Genomic DNA, 19324 nt, shown 5'->3' on the forward strand with positions numbered 1-19324 from the left:
TGTCACATGCTTTATTTCACTCTGGCTTCCAAAGCCTACTCCCGGAACCTGCAATACCGCGGGGCCCACATGGTACATAACCTGGCAAGCGCCATGTTCGGTTACATGTACGCCTGTCTCTGGATCGGCATCGGGGCCGACCACTCTCTCGGAGAATACGGGACACAGGGGATGGTCAGTTACATTGCGTTTACGCAATCCTCTCTCTGGATCTCGGGTTTTCTCACCAATGGACTTGGCATTCCACTCACGGTCAGGACAGGACAGATCGCACTTGATCTCATGAGGCCGGTTCATCTGTTCACCCACCTGATGGCACGTGAATGGGGCCAGATCGCCTACCAGTTCGTGTACAAAAGCATTCCGATTTACCTGCTATTCTCCATCGTATTCTCTCTGCAATGGCCCTCGGAGGCTTCAACCCTGCTATTTGCCGCACTTGGTCTTGCCGGCGCATCCTATTTATCCATCTGTATGAATTACATTATTGGCGCCACCGCGATGTGGACCACGGAGTCCTCCTGGCTGCATTGGGGCAATCACGCCATGATGAATCTGCTCGCTGGTTTCTTCATCCCGCTGGAATGGCTGCCGGACTGGCTTGAACGAATCGCCTGGTTATCTCCCTATCCCTTCCTGCTCTATGTCCCGACCCGCATATATCTGGGTTACGAAAACGGCTCCTTGTTATGGGGAACCTTGCTTTGGTGCGTTCTCATGACTTTAATCTGTCTGGCAATCACACAGGTACTGCGCCGTAAAGTGGAGGTGCAGGGCGGATGAAAACCACTTCCTGGTTTACTTTATATAAAATGCTCATTCAAACAAGCATCCGCAGCCGGATGCAATACAAGTTCAATTTCATCATAGCCTCTGTTCTGGCCGCACTGATTCAAATCTCCGAATTTCTGATGGTTGCCCTTGTGCTGCACAAATTCGGAGCGATTAAAGGCTGGTCCCTTCATGAGATTGGTTATCTATTCGCCATCATGACCTTATCCAAGACACTGTATCGAACGTTTGGCAACGAAGTGCATCATCTGGAAAAATATCTGGTCGGCGGCGAACTCGATCAATTGTTAACCCGACCCATGCCCGTACTGCTGGCGTTACTGCCACAAAACTTCCGCATCATGGTTGGTGAAGTGTTACAAGGCGGCTTTATTCTCTGTTGGTCTCTGGCTGGCATGATGCATAGCGGACAGATCGGCTGGACCGCCATTCCCTTCTCTCTGCTGGTCATCCTGACCGGAGCCATTATTCTCTTTTCGATTGGGCTTGCCACGGCAACGCTTGGATTCTGGACCACACGCATCGAGGAGTTGCAAACCATCACTGAGGATGCAGCGCGGACGGCTGCCCAGTATCCACTGACGTTATATCCCAAATGGATGTCTGGCATTCTGCTAACCGTAATCCCGGTGGGTTTCGTCAACTATGTTCCGTCACTCTATCTGCTTCGGGGCGAATTAGGTGCATGGGTTCTTATTGCGGTTGCCGCTGTAGCCATCTTGAGTCTGGCTGCAAGTCTGCGTTTCTGGAAATTCGGTATAACCAAATATCAAAGTACAGGTAGCTAAGGAGGCGAATATCATCATGACTATGATTACAGCACGGAATTTGCAAAAGGAATTCAAAACCCCTGTGGTACGCGAGGGTCGGTTCTCCGGGCTTCGCACCTTGTTTTCACGAGAGTATCTATCCAAGAAAGCGGTTCAAGACATCAGCTTTGATATTGGCAAAGGAGAGTTTGTTGGTTACATCGGTCCGAATGGGGCTGGCAAATCCACCACAATTAAAATGCTGACGGGTATTCTTCATCCAACCTCGGGTGAGGTATTGCTCGGTGGCATGAACCCACATCAGGAAAGGAGACGTACAGTTGGGCGCCTGGGGGTAGTGTTCGGACAGCGCAGCCAGCTCTGGTGGGATCTGCCCGTGAAGGATTCATATGATATTTTAGCCGAGATGTACGGCGTTCGTGCCGAGGATAAAAAGAAACGACTAGACCAGTTCGCCGAGCTGCTGGATCTGGAATCATTCTGGGCTACGCCTGTCCGTAAGCTCTCGCTTGGACAGCGGATGCGTGCCGATCTTGCAGCTTCCATGCTGCATGACCCGGAACTGCTTTTTCTCGATGAGCCGACGATTGGACTGGATGTGAATGCAAAGCGGAACATTCGTCAATTTCTTCGTACATTAAATGAAGAGTTTGGCAAAACGATTTTGCTGACCACCCATGACATGGACGATATTGAGCAGCTATGCAGTCGGGTGATGGTGATCAATCACGGTCAACTTACATATGACGGATCGATCCCTTCCCTGCGGGATACCATCGGTCTGCCAACACTTATCCGGGTGACATATCGCGGTTCGTTTCATATACCGGATGCCATATCATCTGCCATTCAAATTACAGGTACCGAAGGCCAAGTCGTCACCGTCGAAGTGAACCGAAAAGAGTGGAGCACGATGGACATTCTGAAGCAGCTCGAGCAATGGGGCGAGATTGAAGATGTTGAGATGAAAGAACCGGATTTCGAGGATATTATTCATCGGGTATATTGACTGGCCTATTTTATTCAGATCTGGATGAGGGCCTGTTCGAATGCCGTTACATGGTGGAAGGACAGGACGTAACGGAAATTGTGCACCATTTCCTCCGGGAAGCAGGCATGTTTTGAAATGGTTTAGAAATTATAAGACACCTTCAAGGACAACTCCCACTCACGCACGTTTGGGGGTCAACATTGAAGGTGTTTATTTGATGCAGGAATACATCATACATTTCCATCTACATTATATATGTCCATCTTCCTTGTTGATCCGAAAAGATTGAATGTAATTGTGAATATCGTGCTCTGGTGTCTGGAGCAAGCCGGCAAGAAGCGTCTGCATCTGCTGCAGGTTATCGATATGCAACTGAATCTCAGCGATTCGGTCACGTACGAGTGTCTTTAGTGCTTCACTCTCCATGTCCTCCTGACTGAGCAGCTGCAATGTATCCTGTATTTCCTTTAAGGAGTAACCCAGGGATTGGGCATCCTTAATAAATTTGATTTTGACCAGGTAATCCTCAGTATACAAACGGTATCCGTTGGACGAACGACGGGGAGCAGGCAAAATCCCGCTGTCCTCATAATAACGAAGGGTTGCCATACTTACACCCGTACATTTGGCCAACTCTCCTCTTGTCATGGTTTTCATGCCTACTCCTCCATCCTTCTACACATTATTTCGCCTGATTGCCTCGCAGCTTCGTATACTTGGTATCATAGGTGGCCTCGGGGAAACGGGCTGACGGCCCTTCCAGTAAAGGCTGCTCCTCTTCTCCCTTCAAGTACCGGTCAAAGAATGCCAATGTATACGATCTTGTAATGTCCACATTATGCTCCGGCGTCATGCCCTTTGCAAACAATTGAGGTGAAATTAATGAAATATCCGTGAAACTCTGATGGAAGAAACCATCCACGGTCAAGTAATAGGTATCATTGAGACTGCTTGTCATCACCCGATCCAGATCCGGTTCAAACTCGGGATAAAACACTTTATCCTTGGAAGTGGCGTTTGGGTCCAGACTTTTGGCTGTTCCACCCGACATGATATACATAAACGGCTGTTTCATGGCTGTCGTGGATACGGTCCCCCAGAATCCGCCTTCCAAACTGAGTCCTGCTTTGAAACGGTCATCCTGCGCCAGCGCTTCCGTTGTTGTCGCACCGCCGTAGGAGTGACCAAAGATACCTACACGATCCAAATCCAGCTTACCTTCCAGCAGCCCTTTCGGATCATGACTGTTCCACTGTGTGAGTGTATCCAGCACAAAGCTTGCATCCTCGGCGCGAACACCTACACCTTTTATATTGTACTCGTACAGCTCCGCTGACGTTGCGAATTCAGGGTCTGCTTCATAAGACACGGCATGTCCATCTGGAAATGTAACCAGTGCTGATGTGTATGGATGGTCGATCCCAACGACAATGTAGCCGTGGCTCACGAGCTCCTCGATCGCAGTCATACTTTGAAAGCGGGCAGAACGTACCCCCGGAGAAAACAGCAATACAGGATATTTACTCTGTGCGGCAGATACCTCAGCACCTTGAACCACATGCGTCGGAATCGTGTCAAGGTAACTGAACACCATCGGTGGAATTCCAAATACCAGGCTAATGGCCTCTCCCAATTCGGCAGGATAATGATCTACTGGCATTCCTTTGGCTGTGTCCTGATCTACAGGATACCAGACGTTGATCATGAGTTCCCGCTTATCTCCTACTTCAGCCGATTTGGTCTCTTCCCGGGAGTCATCCGTTAGCTGCTGCGAAAAAGTTCCTATGGCGTATGAACCTGTCGGTTCAGGCATTGTGAATGCAGGAAAATACGATGTCAGCACGATTGTGCCTGCACTGAGAGCGAGCACCGGAATGGATGCCAAAGCCGCTTTCTTCCATGAGCGATACCGGGGAATCTGCTTGTTCATATTCAGATGCGTATCCCGAACATAACCTCCTCTGCGGCTCAGCTTCACGTATCGAACAATCCCGACAATGAAAAGCAAAGAGGCGACGATATAGGTCGTTAACATCTGTACCCGAAAATGATCAATGAGACCATGTAACAGAACCGCCAACACCAGTGCCATCAACGAACCGATTGTAGACGTCCGGTTTCTGGGGGCTACCCACATGAATAACGCAATTGCCAAACTTACAAGTACCAACATCCATTCCAAAATTCTCATGAGTCAACCTCCACTATCTCTGTGATAAACACAGAATAAACCTTGAAGTATACTTCAAGGTCAAGGTTATTTTTAGTTTAATTTTGGACTCGCAAATCCCATTTGCAAAGTTCAACCAGTGTACAGACTCCTGATGAGAACGCCTTGATGCCCGTTGAATTCGGCCCAGGGTATATGCGAGCAGTCATGACCTGCTCTCCCTGCTGGATGAACACTTCGATCGAGCTGATGTCAACAAAGATATGAAGTTCCAGCTTCCCATCACGAAGTTCCACTGCCGCAGCCCGTTCGCCCCCAGGTCCTTGCCCGGCATGCTCCCGATCCAGGCACAGTCGGCGCTGCTCCACATCATAGGAGATAACCGTTTCTTCCCCTTCACCGATTCGAAGCTTCAACCCGAATTGCCTAGCTTCTTCGGCTTTAAATACAGCATGCAACTCATAACGATCCCCACTCATCCCAAGATCGTATTCACCGCCGACCATACGAATATGGTTACGCTGAATGCCTTCCATTCTATACTGCTTGATCTCGGGAAGAGGCAGGAATATCAAACGTTCTCCTCGCCGGAACAGTTGGCGCGGCAATGTCATGGCACCGGCCCACTTATGAGAGGATTGTGTCGGAATATCGGTCTCCCATGTCTCCATCCAGGCGACCATAATCCGTCGCCCCTGTGCATCCTCCATAGTCTGAGGGGCATAGAAATCAAAACCATAATCGAGCGGATAATACTGTTCGTATTCCAATACTCCCTGGTCTTCATCCAGCGTTCCCATCATGTAGACCGTGGAATGCAGATTACGGTAGTTATCCCCCTGAGCAGGCATGCGCTGTGGAGACATGATAAGCACATCCCGATCATCCAGTATAAACAGATCCGGGCATTCCCAGTTGTCGCCAAGGGTTCCATCACTTTGGGCCAATACGTTTACGTAGCTCCATTGCTGCAGATCCGCTGAACGGTACAACAATACGGCTCCTTTTCCTGCTGAATCATTCGATCCGAGGACCGTGTAGTACATCCCGTTTCGTTCGAAAACCTTGGGATCACGGAAATCCTTCGCACTGGTATGCGCTGGAATCTGATCCAAGTCAATGACAGGGTTCTGAATGCTCTTGACAAAATCGACGCCGTTGCTCGATTCAGCTATATTTTGTGTCTGCTGATAATCATGATCTTTGTCTGGTCCAGTTACAACATGCCCGGTATACATCAGCACGAGCTTTCCATCCTTGTTGATTGCACTCCCCGAGAAACAGCCCCCGCTGTCATAAGTCTGATCCGGAGCAAGAGCTACCGGCATATGGTCCCATTTTACCAGATCATGGCTCACCGCATGTCCCCAATGCATCGGTCCCCAGACCGGGGCATAAGGATAGTACTGGTAAAAGAGATGGTACGCTCCATGGTAATAGATGAACCCATTGGGATCATTCATCCAGCCCACCTCGGGCATTAGGTGATATTCCAGCCTGTATGCCGGATTGACCTCATGCCGATGTTGCTTAATGTAGGTGTTTGCCCGCTCCCGCGTAAGCTTCTCTTCTGGTTTTGCATGTACATTATCTTGCACGTTTTCTCCTGTCTGCCCATGATCCATCTTATTTCACTCCTGTCTCTCTATCTATGAACTTCGTCTATTTAATGGAGCCTTGCATTACACCCTGAATAATATATTTTTGTGCGAACAGATATACGATCAATACAGGCAAGAGTGTCAGTACAAGCCCCGCCATTAGCGGGCCGTAATCGACCGTATACGTACCATAGAAATAAAATGTGGATAATGGCAGCGTGCGCTGCTCGGATGAAGTCAGTACCAGGGAGGGCAGCAAGAAGTCATTCCAGATCCATAGAACATTCAGTACGGTAATCGTAACGCTTGTTGGCAGCAGCACTGGCAATACGATGCGAAAGAAGGTCTGCACTCGACCGCAGCCGTCCATCAGTGCTGCTTCTTCCAATTCCAGCGGGATACTCTTGATAAAACCATGATAGATAAATACCGCAAGCGGACTGCCAAAGCCGATATACATATAAATGAGTGACCATTTGTTGTCCAGCATCCCAAGTGAGCCGTATATTTTCACGAGCGGAATCATGATGGCCTGAAAAGGAATAATCATCGCTGCAACCATCAGGAAAAAAAGATACTGGTTAAGTTTGCTTTTATGCCGTACAAAATAATGAGCCGTCATCGCTGCAAGCAGCGCGATCAGCAACACACCTGCCACTGTAATTAGCAATGAATTGCCGAAGGCAGACATATACCCCATTTTATCGAAAGCGCTAACGTAATTATCCCATTGAAAGGACGCTGGCAGGCCGAGCGGATCGGAAGTGATGGCCTGATTGGCCTTAAATGAATTCGTGATGAGCAGCAGAAATGGAAAAATGAACAACATCATCGCTACGATTAAAGAGACCAGCTTCGCCCAGCCCAGCATGCGAGATTGTCCCGCCATCATGCTTCCACCTCCAATTTCTTGCTGAAATAGACCTGGAGCAAGGTAATGGTAGCGACCAGGATAAACAGAACAAACGCCTCCGCTTGACCAAGCCCGTAATCACGTGCAAGGAAGGCCTGTTCATACACATGCATCGATACCATTTCTGTGCTTTTGAACGGCCCTCCGCTAGTGAGGGAGACATTGAGATCGTAAACCATAAAGCCCCGTTGGAGGGACAGAAAAATGCATACGATAAACGACGGTACCATGAGTGGTAACACGATCCGTGCCAGCATCCTGCGGTTGCTTGCTCCATCAATACTGGCCGCTTCCATCACATCCTTAGGCACATTCATCAGTCCTGCAATATAGATCACCATCATATACCCTGCGTATTGCCAGACAGTAACCACGACAAGTGCCCAGAAAGCCTTGTCCGGGTCGGCTAGCCACGAAGCTCCGAACAATGGAAGGTTCATTTTCTGACCAGCAAAGACCAGCACTTGATTGAAAATAAATTGCCATATGAAGCCAAGCACAATGCCGCCGACCAGATTGGGCAGAAAAAAGCCAGCCCGGAACCAGCCTTGCGCCTTCATACCGCGTGTTACCGCATAGGCAAGCAGAAATGCAACCGCATTGGTCAGAACCACGGTAATAAATACGTATTCCAGTGTCATCCCGAATGATTTCCAGAACACGGTATCCTTGAAAACGCCAATATAATTGTCCCAGCCCACGAGATTTTGTGTCACGGCAATGCCATCCCAGTCCGTAAACGTCAGATAGATCCCGTACAAGAACGGAATAATCATGACCGTCGCAAACGCCAAAAGCGTCGGACCAGTGAAGATGAGCCGGGTGCGCAAACGCGTCCATAATCCTTTTTCGGTCAGCATCGTCATCCTCCACTCTATCCAAAGGTTTCTATTTAGTTTGCCCGAAGACGACGCAGGCGCGGAGGTACGCCTCCAGCCCATTCATCTTATCGGGCATATCACTATTTCTACTGTTGTATTTCATTCATAAGGGCCCCGATTGGAACAGGGAGGAATAGTCCTTCCCCTGTTCCACGTTGCTACTCCCTTTTATTTTACGTTAGTCCAGTACGCCTGGATTTCCTGGGCAAGTCCGTGGCGATCAATGACATCAGCCAAATATTTTTGCATAGAAGCGCCTAATTTGGACCAATGATCTGCTGGAAGTGTGCTCATCGATTCCTCAATTTTGCCGGCCTTGATGTATTCACCAATCGACTTGCCAAGCGGATCAGCCGGTTCAAGGGTAATGTTGCTGAATGCTGGAATAACACTGGCCTGATTCACCAGGAAATCCTGACCTTTGTCCTGATAGACCATCCAGTCCAGGAATTTTTTCGCAGCTTCCTGCTGTGCTGGTGTACTTTTCTCCTTGTCTATTAATATGCGCTTGGACACGGCTGCGGAGATTTGTGTGTTGCCGAAATCTTCCGCATTGTTACTTACCGGAACAGGCAAGAACCCGTACTTCCCATTGGCCGTATCAAAGCTGTGGATCTGTGGCCATGCCCAGTTGCCCTGAAACCAGATGCCAACCTCGCCTTTGCCAAGCACTTCTGGTCCGCGCTCATACGTTCCAGACAGTGGTGAGGCTTTATCGATGTTATAGGACTTCATCAGATCGAACGTATCCATCAGCCCGTTAAAAACAGCATTGGAGGCCAAATCCACCTTGCCTGCCTTCAGGTCGGTAATAAATTGATCTACTTTGGCACGATCTGGTGATTGTCCGCCATATGCAAGTCCAAGATAGTGAGCTCCAAGCGACCAATCCATTGGCGATACGATTAAGGGCGATTTGCCGATAGCTGTAATCTTTTTGAACAAATCTTCAAGCTGATCTGTCGTTTGAACCGAGTTCGGATCAAACGTACCACCCACAGCCTGATCCAGCACCTGTTGGTTGTAGATGAATCCATATCCTTCAATGGAAAACGGGAAGGCATAATTTTTCCCATCAAATGTTGTAGCTGTGGTGCTATTCTCGACGGCGTCCTTCATCCATTTCTCGGAGGTGAGATCCAGGACACGATCCTTGAATTTCTCCACATCTCCCGTATCCAGCATCATCATGGTGGTCGGATTGCCTGATGCATACAACGCTGATGCCTTCTCGAATGGCGATTGTCCGCTGCCTACGGGTATAATTTCCAGCGAAATATCAGGATTTTCCGTTTGAAAATCCTTCGCAGCCTGCTCCAACTGACTGTTTATTTCTGATTTGGAATTAAGAAGTGTAATTTTGACGTTATCACCGGATGTGGTGGAAGCCTCTGTTCCCGTCCCTGACTTTGCACCTCCACATGCCGTAAGAATAACAACCATAGCCAAGGATAAAAGCGATAATTTCATCCATTTCTGTTCTGTTCTCATCTGTCATTGCCCCCGTTCATTAATATAAAAGGAACCGCTTACAAAATCGATTATAGTGTCAAAGGTTTGACATGTCAATCGTTTGACATAAATAAAAATAAAAGAACGACCCTCGTTCAGGTCGTCTCTCTCTCCACCAGTGTAACAGGTAAAATATTCTCCATATCAATCTTTTCTTCAACAATCTGACGACGGATGAGGTCCACCGCCAGTTCAGCCAATTCCTGAACGGGTTGTCTTATCGTAGTAATGCCTGGCAACACGTAGCCTGCTGCCCGGATATCATCATAACCAACAATCGCAATATCCTCTGGAACTTTACGCCCATGGGCTACAATTTGCTTCAAAGCATGAATCGCGATGAGATCACTGGTGACGAACAGACCATCCACATCGGGGTGCTCCGCAAGAAGTCGTTCAACCAACTTCGTGTACTGTTGCTGACTGAACACATTCAGATCGGTTTCATGCATCGTTACCGGCTTAACACCATGTGCCTCCAGTCTGTCCATAAAGCCTGTCGTTCTCCGATTGGACAGCATCTGCAGTTCAAGATTGCCGCATATATGTGCGAGTTTCCTTCTTCCCTTGGCAAGCAACAACTCGGCTGCCATCACACCACCCTGATAATTATCGGAGGAAATATACGGAATGTCTGCGCCAATCTGCCGATCAATGGTCACAATCGGTGAATTCAGATTCATATACTCATCCACTTCAAGGGTATGGCTGCCCATAATAATTCCATCAACCCGATTACCTTTAAGCATTTCCACATACTCTCGCTCTTTGGAGGGCTCCATATGCGAGTTGCATAGCATGATTTTGAATCCATTCTGGTACGCATAGTACTCGATATAGTTCGCCAGCTCGCCAAAAAAAGGATGCGATACATCCGGAATAATCAAACCGATGACGTTTGACTGTTTGCGCAGTAGGGAACGGGCAATCTCATTGGGGCGATAATTCAATTCGTTCATCGTCTGGTACACTTTATCCCGGGTTTTCTGGCTGATGTAACCCCGGTTATTCAATACCCGAGAAACGGTAGTTACGGAAACCCCTGCTTTGAGTGCAACATCATGAATTGTTGCCATAACAACCTCTTTTCCTACAACATTCTTAATGATTAATCCCATTATATATTATACAACCTGCTTGCTTTCTCCAACCAATGGCACGCCCGCTGCTCTCTATTTCGCTTCGACTGTCGCTCTAGGCATACTGTGCATCGCTCCATGTGTTACATGAGCCTGAACCACATAGGTACCTGGATCTTCAAATGTGTACTTTACCTCGTAGATCCCCTCATCGGCTTCGCTCGCTTTCAAGGCTCCCTGTTCCTCCAGCTTCTCTGCTGTCATCATGCCCAGTTCCGGGGAAACAGCCGGGGGTTCGTCAAGCTTGTTCCAGATCTGGAATTGAACCTGATCCGCATGAATTAACGGCTTCCCCCCTTGCGTAAGCTTCACTTCCAATGACACAGGCTTATGGAGGGACACCTTCTCCGGCACCATGAGCTCGACTTTAATCATCTCTGGCATCTCACCTGTCTGGGACTGCTCCTGATTGGAGCAGCCTACAGTCAGTAGTACCAGAATGATTAAGGACATGAACCAACGGACTTGTCCGCTCATCAATCATCTGTCCTTTCTTATGAAGAAGATTTTGGTGTTCTGCCAATTCCCCACAGCATAACAATAATGATGATAAACGCGATCAGTGCAAGCAAAGGAATGGTAATAAAACCAAACCAGTTCAAATAATCGGTATAACACGGAATCTGTCCACATGCCACTGAATTACCCGTAGCCGAATAAATACGCTGAATTGTTACATGGTACAACGAGATCCCGCCTCCAATGAAGCTAAGCGGCAGGACGTATTTGGTGATGCCCACATCATCCTTGAAATAGGCAATTCCCAGTAAAATCGTTAGAGGGTACATAAAAATACGTTGAAACCAGCACAGATCACAAGGAATATATCCCTTAATCTCACTAAAATAAAGGCTGCCTCCAGTCGCAATGACCGATACGGCCCAGGCAATAAATAACCGGGTGTCCACATTTCTCGCCGGACGCTCGGGCTCTACAGGTGTACTCATTCATCTGTCCTCCTCTGCCATTATGCATACCGAATGATCATACATGATTCATGATACCAAGGGATATTCAAGCCGTTATGTAGGGCATTACACGATGATTATACCAAATATTTGATATTTTAGGTTCATTTATGATCGCATTGAATGTGTTCATCCTGTTCCATTCCTTTTGACCTTGCGTATGTATTCCCCCAGTCACACATCGTGTTCAATACCGGAACAAAAGATCGTCCAAGATCAGTCAAACTATATTCCACTTTGGGCGGAACCTCCTTGAATATTTCCCTACGGACAAGTCCATCGTTCTCCAGCTGTTTCAATTGATCAGTTAAGACCTTTTGCGTGATTCCAGGTATCCATTCGTAGAATTCTTTGGTTCTTACCGATTGTTGACTCAGAAAAAAAAGGATAAGACACTTCCATTTCCCGCCGGCGATATCCATAAAAATATTTATTCCAGTATTGAATTTAACCAAAGTGCCATTCCTCCCCAATAGATACTTTAAAGTGGCTATACCACCTTTTTGTGCGTTATTTTCTCATTTGTTATAGCCTACTATAATTCAAAAGAGCAATAAATAACAACGATGGAGATGATCATATGAGTGTACAAACCATTTTGGAAAAAAGACGTTCTGTTCGGCACTTTGATTCAAGTTATACGATACGACCTGAGGTGCTAACTTCTTTAATTGAATCTGCAAGCAAGTCACCGAATGGGAATAATATTCAAGCGACCCGGTACCTCATTATTGATGAACCCGACTTGCAAAGGGCATTGCTGCCCATAGCTTTTAATCAACAACAAGTCATAGATGCTTCAGCTTTGGTGGTCATGTTGGGAGATTATCGGGCATTTGAGCCCATTTTACATCCCAGCCAAGAAGCTCAGCGATAAAACGCAGCGGTACTTGCGTACGTCCATCTTTGTTAACAAAGACCGTTGCTCCAACGTTTTTCTTCATGCCGTTCACTTCCATAACGTTGTTGTTTACCCAAAATTTCAGTGTATCCTTACCAGCCATGACGGTTACTTGTTGTGCTTTTTTATCCCATTTCACGGTTGCACCAATTCTCCGCTCCATTCAGCACTGCATACATACTGTAAGTGAAGAACTTTATTTTCCTATATTTATCAATTAAAGCTTACATCCAAGGTAAACCTGAAGTACAATGAACAGAACGATTGATTTCAATGAAGGAGGGTCAACTCATGACATTGCTTCCCTATATTTTAATTATTGGCATTGCCCTGTTCGGTGGAATCGCTACGATGATTATCGGGAACTCCAAAGCCAATCAGACCAGCAATCCTGAATATGATCGCAGGACCAAGCAAAATCTGAGCAAACTTACCTATGTATACGTTGGTGCCATCGTTCTCGGCATAGGAGGTTTCGTCCTTTATTTATTCAACTGAATAGCCTTACGCTCAGCAAATTACATGTCTGAACTTTTCCAGTAATTCAAAGTTTCGTTGTACATATGGAATGGTTTGGCGAACCATTCCCCTCTCTCTTATGATGGCCAAGAGTCCACGTATCACCCACAAATGTGTATATCCCTGCTCAAAGTCAGCTGCAATCTCTTCTAATTCTCTCTCCTTGCTTCTCGAACATTTATAATGTGAATGCTCTCCTCTGTGAATAACAACTTCCAAATGCAAGGTCCTTACACATGTTTACAAGTTGGAGATAATTCGGAATTATTCTGGATATGTTCAGCGGGTAATATAAAGCCATAAGGACAGCAAGCCATTTTAAATAACAATTAACACAATTTAAAGGAGAGATACACAGATGAAAAAAAACCTAAAGAAATCTGCAGCAACGATGATGGTACTGGGCATGACTTTAACAGGAGCAACGGGAGTATTCGCAGGAACACAACTGGAGAAAATCTCGGCATACCTCAACCATGGGATCAGCTTCAATGTAGACGGTGCGGCGTACTCACCAACGGATGGAAACGGCAAGAAACTGGCTCCAATCACTTACAACAATTCAACTTATCTGCCTGTACGTGCCATTGCTGATGCCCTGCATGTACCTGTATCGTATGACGGTAAAAAAGGACAGGTTATCATCGGAGAAACGCCAAGCAATCCTTCCACATTGAGCAATGTAACCTATAGCGCAGCGCAAAAAGAAGCCATCCAAAAGGCATTTGCACAGTTCGATGGTTTCGAGACAGCATACGCTCCTCAACAGATGGTTGCAGGTGATACTTTTAAAAGTGTAGGCGCTGGCGGCGATGGAGTAAGCTTTACTTTTAACCATATGAAAGTGGATGTGTCTCCAAGAGATTATTCGGACGGTTACAATGGCAAAGACGTTAAACTGTCCAATGGTGTCACAGCCAAATGGTACACACCCGATCAAACGGGTATGCTCACGTTCAAACTGGATGATCGTTATGTCACAATAAGCTCACCTGACCATAAGCTATCTCAGGCTCAGTTGCAGCAAGTGGCTGTATCTGTGCAAAAGGTTCAAGGCAATAATCAGGGTGTTACAGGCTTCGCTGATGTGAAATATACCCAAGAGCAGTCAGCTGCCATCCGCAAAGCCTTTGCCAAATTCCAAGGATTCGAGACTGCTTACGCACCACAACACATGATTGCCGGGGATTCATTCAAAAGTGTGGCTGCTGGTGGGGATGGTGTAAACTTTGTCTTCAATCACATGAATGTCACTGTGTCACCTAAAGACTATTCCTTCAGCTATGATGGAAAAAATGTTAAACTGCCTAACGGTGTTACCGCCAAGTGGTATACACCGGATCAAACCGACATGCTGACATTCAAACTGGATGATCGCTATGTGACCCTCAGCTCACCAAAAAACGCATTGACTCACACACAGCTGGAGCAAATGGCGGTATCTGTGCAAAAAGTGAAATAATTGAGCAGTAAAAACAAGGAATCACACTGAAAATCATACAACATAACAAACACACATCATTCTGTGCTTCCTGAGATGAGGGACAGATTTGATGTGTGTTTTGTCCTATACAATGATCTCTATGATTCTGAAAACACTTCTTTTGTCCGGATTCATTTCATAATGAATAGCGTTATAATGAAGTATACTGCATCTAACAGAAGAAAAGATAAGGAGTGTACTTCATGAACCAGCGGATCGACCTATCCCCAGAGGAACTGCAGCAGCTTGCAGGTGAATTTAACAAGGCCTCGCAGAACGGGCATGATATCCTTACGCAACTCAAAACGATGATTGACCAGTCTGAGGGTCAGTGGGAAGGTGAGCGTCAGCGTGAGTTTCTACAACGAATGAATGATAGCCTGACGTCTGTTAGCCATTATTTGCGTGGTTTGCAAGAGACAAGCAATAGTCTTCAGCAAACGGCGACCCGTTTTCGTGAAGCGGATCAGTCCCGATAACGCAAAAGCACATGTCACATCACATTGCTTAAAAAAAACCATGTACCCGAAGATGAGTTATCATTCCTTCAAGGCCATGGCTTTTTGCATTTTCTATGATTCACTCAAACTTACAGCAAACGCCTCTTCTTCCTCATCTGCATAACCCCTGAAAATGATCTCTTCGATATCTTCATGATTAAATACATACGTATAATCCGCATTGATATACCCTTCAGGGTACAAACAGCCAATATAATCGAACTGACGTGGTGGTTCCGTCATCAACATTTGCTTGCGTCCATAGATGACCAGCTTTTTGGTGCCTTCTTTCAAAAGGATGACGGAGCCATTGGGCAGTAAAGTGGATGTTTCTTTTTCCATAGTGATCTTCCTCCTTTATCATTTTATGTTTGTAGTGGCATGAGCTTCATCCGACTTGTTCAACACTCGGCGAAGCCAGTAGTATCGGTGCACATCCATAATAAAGTGAAATACGACAAAAGCCAGCATAATGTACACACAGATGAGCACAACTGCTACGGTCTGCTGCGTAACAAACGCCAGTGAAATGTTGGCCAGAAGATATCCAGCCCCCGTTAACATCGTTAGCGTAGCGATTGGCATTCGTGCGCCCGTATCCCCTTTTTTCCGCTGAGGGTACTGTTGCAGTTTACGCAAATGAAACTTCGCATACTGATATAAGGCAAATCCATATAAGACAAATGATCCAATGGCGTACCACGGCGTTGTTAGGCCCAATATGCCGTATGCGAACTTTTGCACAATGATCATAAAGCCCAAAGAACAGACAATCCCAAATACACCTCGAAACAGGACATAATTCAGCTGCAACTTTCGTGGTGCCACAATCAGAGCGATGGCCCACACATTCATCACCACCAGAAGCGGCAGGAGAACATAAGCGTATACGGGTTGGAACGGAACACTGAACACGGGAATCAACAGAAATAGGTTAAGAAAGAAAAGTACTAGGGTACCCGCACTGAACCGAATGCCCTCTACCGCATATACAGCCAGATAATTTTCGAACGCCTCCCGGTGATAGGGGGTTCCTTCATATATTGCAGAAACCGTGGTACCGGTCGTTGAGTTTTTACGTTTTTTGCTTGCCATTTATTTAAACCACCCCGCTACTGTAGACCAGGCTTTCTTTGCACCATGCTTAACGACATCCTTCACAGAATCATCTTTCCCATCGCCATCCAGATCCATATTCATCGTTACTCCTTCCGCAAGATAAGTCAGGCCTACGGATACGCCCAGACCAACTGCGCCTACTGCCAACACAGGTGCTGCTGCAGGCAGAATAGCCGCTGTCAGGAGTGTCGCGCCAACGGTTGTTGCCCCGCCGACAACAACGTTACCGATGATATCGCCAGCAATTTTGTCACTAGAAGCATTATGACTAATGTTCTCCTGAGTATCTGTGAAAACATCAATGCCAACACTTGCCCATCCCAACTTGTCTGTTAATGCAGATTTGACCGCATAACCCGGCTTGACCATAGAAGCTATTTCCTTGATCTGCGGGGTAGCGGTTCCATTGGAAAGTTTAGCTTCAATATCACGGACATAGTGAATTTTGTAGTCTCTGGGTCTGCCGTTCACAATCTTGTTATCTTTGACCGAATCATAACTTTCACGAACCAAAATACGTGGCGTATTCCGGTCCAGCTCTGGCTTGACCATGTAGCCATTTTTCACGCGATATCCCAACCGGGCAACAGCCGCGGCTCCCGTCAGCGTTCCTACCGTACTTCCCGGTCCGTCAAATGGAGCGATTGGATTAATTCCGGTCAGCCCAAATGTACCACCTGACTGATCCTCCTGTTCCATTCGCTCACGGGTAGTTTTCACAAATGCACTCAGTTGCTGCATATTCTGTCCAGCGTTCTGAAACCGTTGCTGGTGTGTCTGGTATAACCCGATGATGGTTTGACGATTCCCCGACTGCCAAGCTGCACCCTGAATGGAACGTTGCAGCGTGCCATCTACCTGCTGCAGTTGTGCGGTAACCTGTTCAATCTGCTGCGCGAGGGAGTTCAGGTATTCCGATTTCATGATAATTTTGGTCAACTGGACTTCCTCCTTCAACTTCGTAGATGATTCCATGTGGTTTAGACCACAGGCAACGTAGATAATGAACGTGTCGTTAGTAAAAACAGACTCTGCACCACCTCTTCTTCGGTCACCTTGAATGCTGTCAGATCTGTATCTTTCCCTTCAAGGAATAACCAATTGCCATTGGTACTGCCCAGAAAGTAAATGGTTTGCGGCGTACCCTCCGTCCCGCGAGTGTACACGTCAAATTGTCCCCGTCTCCGGATCGTCTCGAAAGCATGGGATAACTCGTTGATCAACGATTCATTGAGATGATGGTCCTGCTGTAGAATCGATTGTATGGTCTCGATGTCTGATCCGATCGGTAACGCAGATAGTTGCTGAAATGTTTCTGCCTGAATGGGTGTGCGCATCATTTCCTCTGCCGTATCGGGCAACTCGATCCGATTCCCGATGACCTGGAACAGATCCTGCAATTCCTCGTAAGAAGATAGTACCGCCTGATCCTGTGTGGGCGTCCATACCCACTCAACAATTTGCGTACCTGACAAAAAACCATAAGTCAGGGACGATTCACCATCCGCTATATGCAGTTTAAGTCGGGTAACTGCACTACTGAGCTTACACCCCATCAGCAGGTTATGTACTTGCGGATGTAGAGTGACTTGTCCATCATCTACTTCAATGACACTATCTTTAACCAGACGGTGAACAACTTGTTTATAAATGTACTCCGCCTGCTCACCCTCCAATAAAGGATCATTCAGATCCCTGATAAGCTGGTCCGCTTCGGGAATATTCATCAGTTGAAACAAAAACAAGGCCTCTCGGCCGGAACATTCAAACGATGTATATGAAGGCAAGTCATTCCCTCTTTTCCTTAGTATAGAGATAAACATGATATGGAAAAGTCTATCATTTTATTGTAAAAGGATATGCAGCTGTGCTCAATGCGCCCACGCTCCTGATATTGGGATGATCAACCTGATTATATTTACCCAAAAAATGCATAGGGGCACAGCAAATGCCCCCGTCTCCCTACTACATTGTCCACTATAAAATTCACGTTACCAAGTCCGCTAAACGAATCACTCTCCGGTAGTTCATATAATCGATCATATCCTCCCAGTCCAGTTCGCCTGCATTACCGTCACGATAGTATACGGCCGCAGCGGGCAGGAAACCGACCAACGGACCCATGCCGCCACAGATCATCGCGCCACCGTCGCCTCCTTTGGGCATCATGTTTCCAGACGTATCAAGCGTCAATTCATAGTTATAGGGATCTCCGATAAACTGGACACCAAAAAAGTTGGGCAGCTCCAGATCATATGGACTATCATCCTCTTCCAATAGGGAAGGGTCAGGCTCTACCGATTCATCCACAATTCCCTCCATCTCTTCAAGGCTTCCAAAATGCTTCAATTTCATCGTGTAGTCGAAGCTGTCTCCCCATGGAAATAACGTGCGACAGCCCCCTCCGTACAGATACTCCCACTCATCTTCAGTAAGCAAATCAAAACCCGCTTTTGCTTCTTCCTCGATAAGGTACTCCAAAGTCAAATCCTCATTGAACCAAAATATCTGTACTGCCTCACTTTGACGAACCAGACGGAACTCTTGATGCAGTTCATACTGGTTCAGATCGGACAGCTTGAATTTCTCCAACTCTTCGGCAAAATAGGTATTCTCCTGCGCCATCGCTTCATCTTCTGTCACTTCAATCCAGCCCATTGAATGGTTGCTGCACTCCACCAGCATGGGAGCAATGTGCACTTCCCTAACCGGAGACATCTGGCTACTTAAAAAAGAATCCACGTCCTCCACACCATACTCACTGACCGTCTCCAGCAAATCTGCGGAAGTTTGCTCATTCATTCCATCCTGCCAACGATCCCAGCCGAGTGTAACCCGATCCCCAGGCACAAATACAAATCGCTGCTCATCATACGAAAATACACCTGTCTCGATTCGCTGACCGAATCGTTCAAATGTCTCCAATCCTTCATACTTCATACCTGTTGGAAAATGACTGACCATCCCCCGCAGACACTTCTCTTTTTCCTGAGCAGGTAACCCTTTCCATACCCTACGATTCAATACTTCCATGCACTCCCCCACCTTTACCTGTATCCTTATAC

Annotated in this window: 23 protein-coding genes; 7 read left to right on the forward strand and 16 right to left on the reverse strand. The window is 46.8% G+C overall.

Annotation, left to right across the window (positions count from 1 at the left end):
* Positions 1-6: 6 nt before the first annotated feature.
* Genes JNUCC31_RS10210 through JNUCC31_RS10220 form a run of 3 tightly spaced genes read left to right on the forward strand, consistent with a single transcriptional unit; the run spans position 7 to position 2571 of the window.
* Positions 7-783, forward strand: coding sequence for an ABC transporter permease (locus tag JNUCC31_RS10210; RefSeq protein WP_192270912.1), 777 nt, complete (start codon positions 7-9; stop codon positions 781-783).
* The gene (locus JNUCC31_RS10215) at positions 780-1580 is read left to right on the forward strand and encodes an ABC transporter permease (protein WP_192270914.1); all 801 of its coding nucleotides are present in this window, start codon (positions 780-782) and stop codon (positions 1578-1580) included. Before JNUCC31_RS10210 ends, JNUCC31_RS10215 begins: the two co-directional genes overlap by 4 nt.
* A 22-nt stretch (positions 1581-1602) precedes the next feature.
* Complete coding sequence (locus tag JNUCC31_RS10220) at positions 1603-2571, forward strand: ABC transporter ATP-binding protein (protein ID WP_192272918.1); 969 nt, start codon at positions 1603-1605, stop codon at positions 2569-2571.
* Between the two features lie 231 nt (positions 2572-2802).
* Here the strand turns inward: JNUCC31_RS10220 and JNUCC31_RS10225 are convergent, their stop codons facing one another.
* The 10 genes from JNUCC31_RS10225 to JNUCC31_RS10270 all read right to left on the reverse strand — a co-directional run bounded on the left by JNUCC31_RS10225 (position 2803) and on the right by JNUCC31_RS10270 (position 12192).
* Positions 2803-3210: a MerR family transcriptional regulator gene (locus JNUCC31_RS10225; RefSeq protein ID WP_192270917.1), complete on the reverse strand. Its 408-nt coding sequence runs from the start codon at positions 3208-3210 to the stop codon at positions 2803-2805.
* Positions 3211-3235: 25 nt separating this feature from the next.
* Positions 3236-4744: an alpha/beta hydrolase family protein gene (locus tag JNUCC31_RS10230; protein WP_192270919.1), complete on the reverse strand. Its 1509-nt coding sequence runs from the start codon at positions 4742-4744 to the stop codon at positions 3236-3238.
* 77 nt (positions 4745-4821) lie between these two features.
* On the reverse strand, positions 4822-6348 hold the full coding sequence (locus JNUCC31_RS10235; RefSeq protein ID WP_192270921.1) for a glycoside hydrolase family 32 protein: 1527 nt from the start codon (positions 6346-6348) through the stop codon (positions 4822-4824).
* Positions 6349-6385: 37 nt separating this feature from the next.
* The gene (locus tag JNUCC31_RS10240) at positions 6386-7213 is read right to left on the reverse strand and encodes a carbohydrate ABC transporter permease (RefSeq protein WP_192272920.1); all 828 of its coding nucleotides are present in this window, start codon (positions 7211-7213) and stop codon (positions 6386-6388) included.
* Positions 7213-8097 (reverse strand): carbohydrate ABC transporter permease, encoded by an 885-nt coding sequence (locus JNUCC31_RS10245; protein ID WP_192270923.1) that lies wholly within the window; start codon positions 8095-8097, stop codon positions 7213-7215. Before JNUCC31_RS10245 ends, JNUCC31_RS10240 begins: the two co-directional genes overlap by 1 nt.
* A gap of 189 nt (positions 8098-8286) precedes the next feature.
* A complete protein-coding gene (locus JNUCC31_RS10250) occupies positions 8287-9609 on the reverse strand; it encodes an ABC transporter substrate-binding protein (protein WP_192270925.1) in 1323 nt (440 codons plus the stop codon).
* 116 nt (positions 9610-9725) lie between these two features.
* A complete protein-coding gene (locus tag JNUCC31_RS10255; protein ID WP_192270927.1) occupies positions 9726-10706 on the reverse strand; it encodes a LacI family DNA-binding transcriptional regulator in 981 nt (326 codons plus the stop codon).
* Between the two features lie 96 nt (positions 10707-10802).
* Entirely contained in the window at positions 10803-11246 is a 444-nt protein-coding gene (locus JNUCC31_RS10260) for a FixH family protein (protein ID WP_192270929.1), read from the reverse strand.
* A gap of 17 nt (positions 11247-11263) precedes the next feature.
* Positions 11264-11716 carry a disulfide oxidoreductase gene (locus tag JNUCC31_RS10265; RefSeq protein ID WP_192270931.1) on the reverse strand — a complete coding sequence of 151 codons (453 nt, stop codon included), beginning with the start codon at positions 11714-11716 and terminating at the stop codon, positions 11264-11266.
* A 125-nt stretch (positions 11717-11841) separates the two neighbouring features.
* A complete protein-coding gene (locus JNUCC31_RS10270) occupies positions 11842-12192 on the reverse strand; it encodes a winged helix-turn-helix transcriptional regulator (protein WP_192270933.1) in 351 nt (116 codons plus the stop codon).
* A gap of 125 nt (positions 12193-12317) precedes the next feature.
* Here JNUCC31_RS10270 and JNUCC31_RS10275 point away from each other — a divergent pair, with 125 nt between their 5' ends.
* Positions 12318-12614: a nitroreductase family protein gene (locus JNUCC31_RS10275; protein WP_192270935.1), complete on the forward strand. Its 297-nt coding sequence runs from the start codon at positions 12318-12320 to the stop codon at positions 12612-12614.
* Here JNUCC31_RS10275 and JNUCC31_RS10280 read toward each other — a convergent pair.
* Positions 12550-12801 carry a copper amine oxidase N-terminal domain-containing protein gene (locus JNUCC31_RS10280; protein WP_228469608.1) on the reverse strand — a complete coding sequence of 84 codons (252 nt, stop codon included), beginning with the start codon at positions 12799-12801 and terminating at the stop codon, positions 12550-12552. The two genes, JNUCC31_RS10275 and JNUCC31_RS10280, sit on opposite strands and share 65 nt — an antisense overlap.
* 128 nt (positions 12802-12929) lie before the next feature.
* On the opposite strand from JNUCC31_RS10280, the gene JNUCC31_RS10285 reads away from it, so the two are divergent.
* The 3 genes from JNUCC31_RS10285 to JNUCC31_RS10295 all read left to right on the forward strand — a co-directional run bounded on the left by JNUCC31_RS10285 (position 12930) and on the right by JNUCC31_RS10295 (position 15119).
* On the forward strand, positions 12930-13136 hold the full coding sequence (locus JNUCC31_RS10285; RefSeq protein WP_024631462.1) for a hypothetical protein: 207 nt from the start codon (positions 12930-12932) through the stop codon (positions 13134-13136).
* Positions 13137-13515: 379 nt separating this feature from the next.
* Positions 13516-14619 carry a stalk domain-containing protein gene (locus JNUCC31_RS10290; protein ID WP_192270937.1) on the forward strand — a complete coding sequence of 368 codons (1104 nt, stop codon included), beginning with the start codon at positions 13516-13518 and terminating at the stop codon, positions 14617-14619.
* 224 nt (positions 14620-14843) lie between these two features.
* Entirely contained in the window at positions 14844-15119 is a 276-nt protein-coding gene (locus JNUCC31_RS10295) for a WXG100 family type VII secretion target (protein ID WP_192270939.1), read from the forward strand.
* A gap of 93 nt (positions 15120-15212) precedes the next feature.
* Here JNUCC31_RS10295 and JNUCC31_RS10300 read toward each other — a convergent pair whose 3' ends face one another.
* The 5 genes from JNUCC31_RS10300 to JNUCC31_RS10320 form a co-directional block, all read right to left on the reverse strand.
* On the reverse strand, positions 15213-15482 hold the full coding sequence (locus JNUCC31_RS10300; protein WP_192270941.1) for a DUF4176 domain-containing protein: 270 nt from the start codon (positions 15480-15482) through the stop codon (positions 15213-15215).
* A gap of 18 nt (positions 15483-15500) precedes the next feature.
* On the reverse strand, positions 15501-16235 hold the full coding sequence (locus tag JNUCC31_RS10305; protein WP_416234392.1) for a hypothetical protein: 735 nt from the start codon (positions 16233-16235) through the stop codon (positions 15501-15503).
* Positions 16236-17198, reverse strand: coding sequence for a hypothetical protein (locus JNUCC31_RS33250; protein WP_228469609.1), 963 nt, complete (start codon positions 17196-17198; stop codon positions 16236-16238). It abuts the gene before it with no gap.
* A 41-nt stretch (positions 17199-17239) separates the two neighbouring features.
* On the reverse strand, positions 17240-17986 hold the full coding sequence (locus tag JNUCC31_RS10315; protein WP_228469610.1) for a hypothetical protein: 747 nt from the start codon (positions 17984-17986) through the stop codon (positions 17240-17242).
* A gap of 259 nt (positions 17987-18245) precedes the next feature.
* Positions 18246-19292, reverse strand: a complete 1047-nt coding sequence (locus tag JNUCC31_RS10320) for a hypothetical protein (protein WP_192270945.1) — start codon at positions 19290-19292, stop codon at positions 18246-18248.
* Positions 19293-19324 lie beyond the last annotated feature (32 nt).

Origin of the sequence: Paenibacillus sp. JNUCC-31 (genome assembly GCF_014844075.1) — a bacterium.
Taxonomy (GTDB): Bacteria; Bacillota; Bacilli; order Paenibacillales; family Paenibacillaceae; genus Paenibacillus.

Excerpts from the sequence above, each read along its gene's own strand:
- JNUCC31_RS10275 (WP_192270935.1), top strand. The coding sequence starts at position 12,318 with ATGAGTGTACAAACCATTTTGGAAAAAAGACGTTCTGTTCGGCACTTT.
- JNUCC31_RS10255 (WP_192270927.1), bottom strand. The coding sequence starts at position 10,706 with ATGGCAACAATTCATGATGTTGCACTCAAAGCAGGGGTTTCCGTAACT.
- JNUCC31_RS10300 (WP_192270941.1), bottom strand. The coding sequence starts at position 15,482 with ATGGAAAAAGAAACATCCACTTTACTGCCCAATGGCTCCGTCATCCTT.
- JNUCC31_RS10215 (WP_192270914.1), top strand. The coding sequence starts at position 780 with ATGAAAACCACTTCCTGGTTTACTTTATATAAAATGCTCATTCAAACA.
- JNUCC31_RS10240 (WP_192272920.1), bottom strand. The coding sequence starts at position 7,213 with ATGGCGGGACAATCTCGCATGCTGGGCTGGGCGAAGCTGGTCTCTTTA.
- JNUCC31_RS10285 (WP_024631462.1), top strand. The coding sequence starts at position 12,930 with ATGACATTGCTTCCCTATATTTTAATTATTGGCATTGCCCTGTTCGGT.
- JNUCC31_RS10280 (WP_228469608.1), bottom strand. The coding sequence starts at position 12,801 with ATGGAGCGGAGAATTGGTGCAACCGTGAAATGGGATAAAAAAGCACAA.
- JNUCC31_RS10245 (WP_192270923.1), bottom strand. The coding sequence starts at position 8,097 with ATGCTGACCGAAAAAGGATTATGGACGCGTTTGCGCACCCGGCTCATC.
- JNUCC31_RS10235 (WP_192270921.1), bottom strand. The coding sequence starts at position 6,348 with ATGGATCATGGGCAGACAGGAGAAAACGTGCAAGATAATGTACATGCA.
- JNUCC31_RS10305 (WP_416234392.1), bottom strand. The coding sequence starts at position 16,235 with ATGGCAAGCAAAAAACGTAAAAACTCAACGACCGGTACCACGGTTTCT.
- JNUCC31_RS10260 (WP_192270929.1), bottom strand. The coding sequence starts at position 11,246 with ATGAGCGGACAAGTCCGTTGGTTCATGTCCTTAATCATTCTGGTACTA.
- JNUCC31_RS10290 (WP_192270937.1), top strand. The coding sequence starts at position 13,516 with ATGAAAAAAAACCTAAAGAAATCTGCAGCAACGATGATGGTACTGGGC.
- JNUCC31_RS10210 (WP_192270912.1), top strand. The coding sequence starts at position 7 with ATGCTTTATTTCACTCTGGCTTCCAAAGCCTACTCCCGGAACCTGCAA.
- JNUCC31_RS10225 (WP_192270917.1), bottom strand. The coding sequence starts at position 3,210 with ATGAAAACCATGACAAGAGGAGAGTTGGCCAAATGTACGGGTGTAAGT.
- JNUCC31_RS10250 (WP_192270925.1), bottom strand. The coding sequence starts at position 9,609 with ATGAGAACAGAACAGAAATGGATGAAATTATCGCTTTTATCCTTGGCT.
- JNUCC31_RS10295 (WP_192270939.1), top strand. The coding sequence starts at position 14,844 with ATGAACCAGCGGATCGACCTATCCCCAGAGGAACTGCAGCAGCTTGCA.
- JNUCC31_RS10320 (WP_192270945.1), bottom strand. The coding sequence starts at position 19,292 with ATGGAAGTATTGAATCGTAGGGTATGGAAAGGGTTACCTGCTCAGGAA.
- JNUCC31_RS10315 (WP_228469610.1), bottom strand. The coding sequence starts at position 17,986 with ATGAATATTCCCGAAGCGGACCAGCTTATCAGGGATCTGAATGATCCT.
- JNUCC31_RS10220 (WP_192272918.1), top strand. The coding sequence starts at position 1,603 with ATGATTACAGCACGGAATTTGCAAAAGGAATTCAAAACCCCTGTGGTA.
- JNUCC31_RS10230 (WP_192270919.1), bottom strand. The coding sequence starts at position 4,744 with ATGAGAATTTTGGAATGGATGTTGGTACTTGTAAGTTTGGCAATTGCG.
- JNUCC31_RS10265 (WP_192270931.1), bottom strand. The coding sequence starts at position 11,716 with ATGAGTACACCTGTAGAGCCCGAGCGTCCGGCGAGAAATGTGGACACC.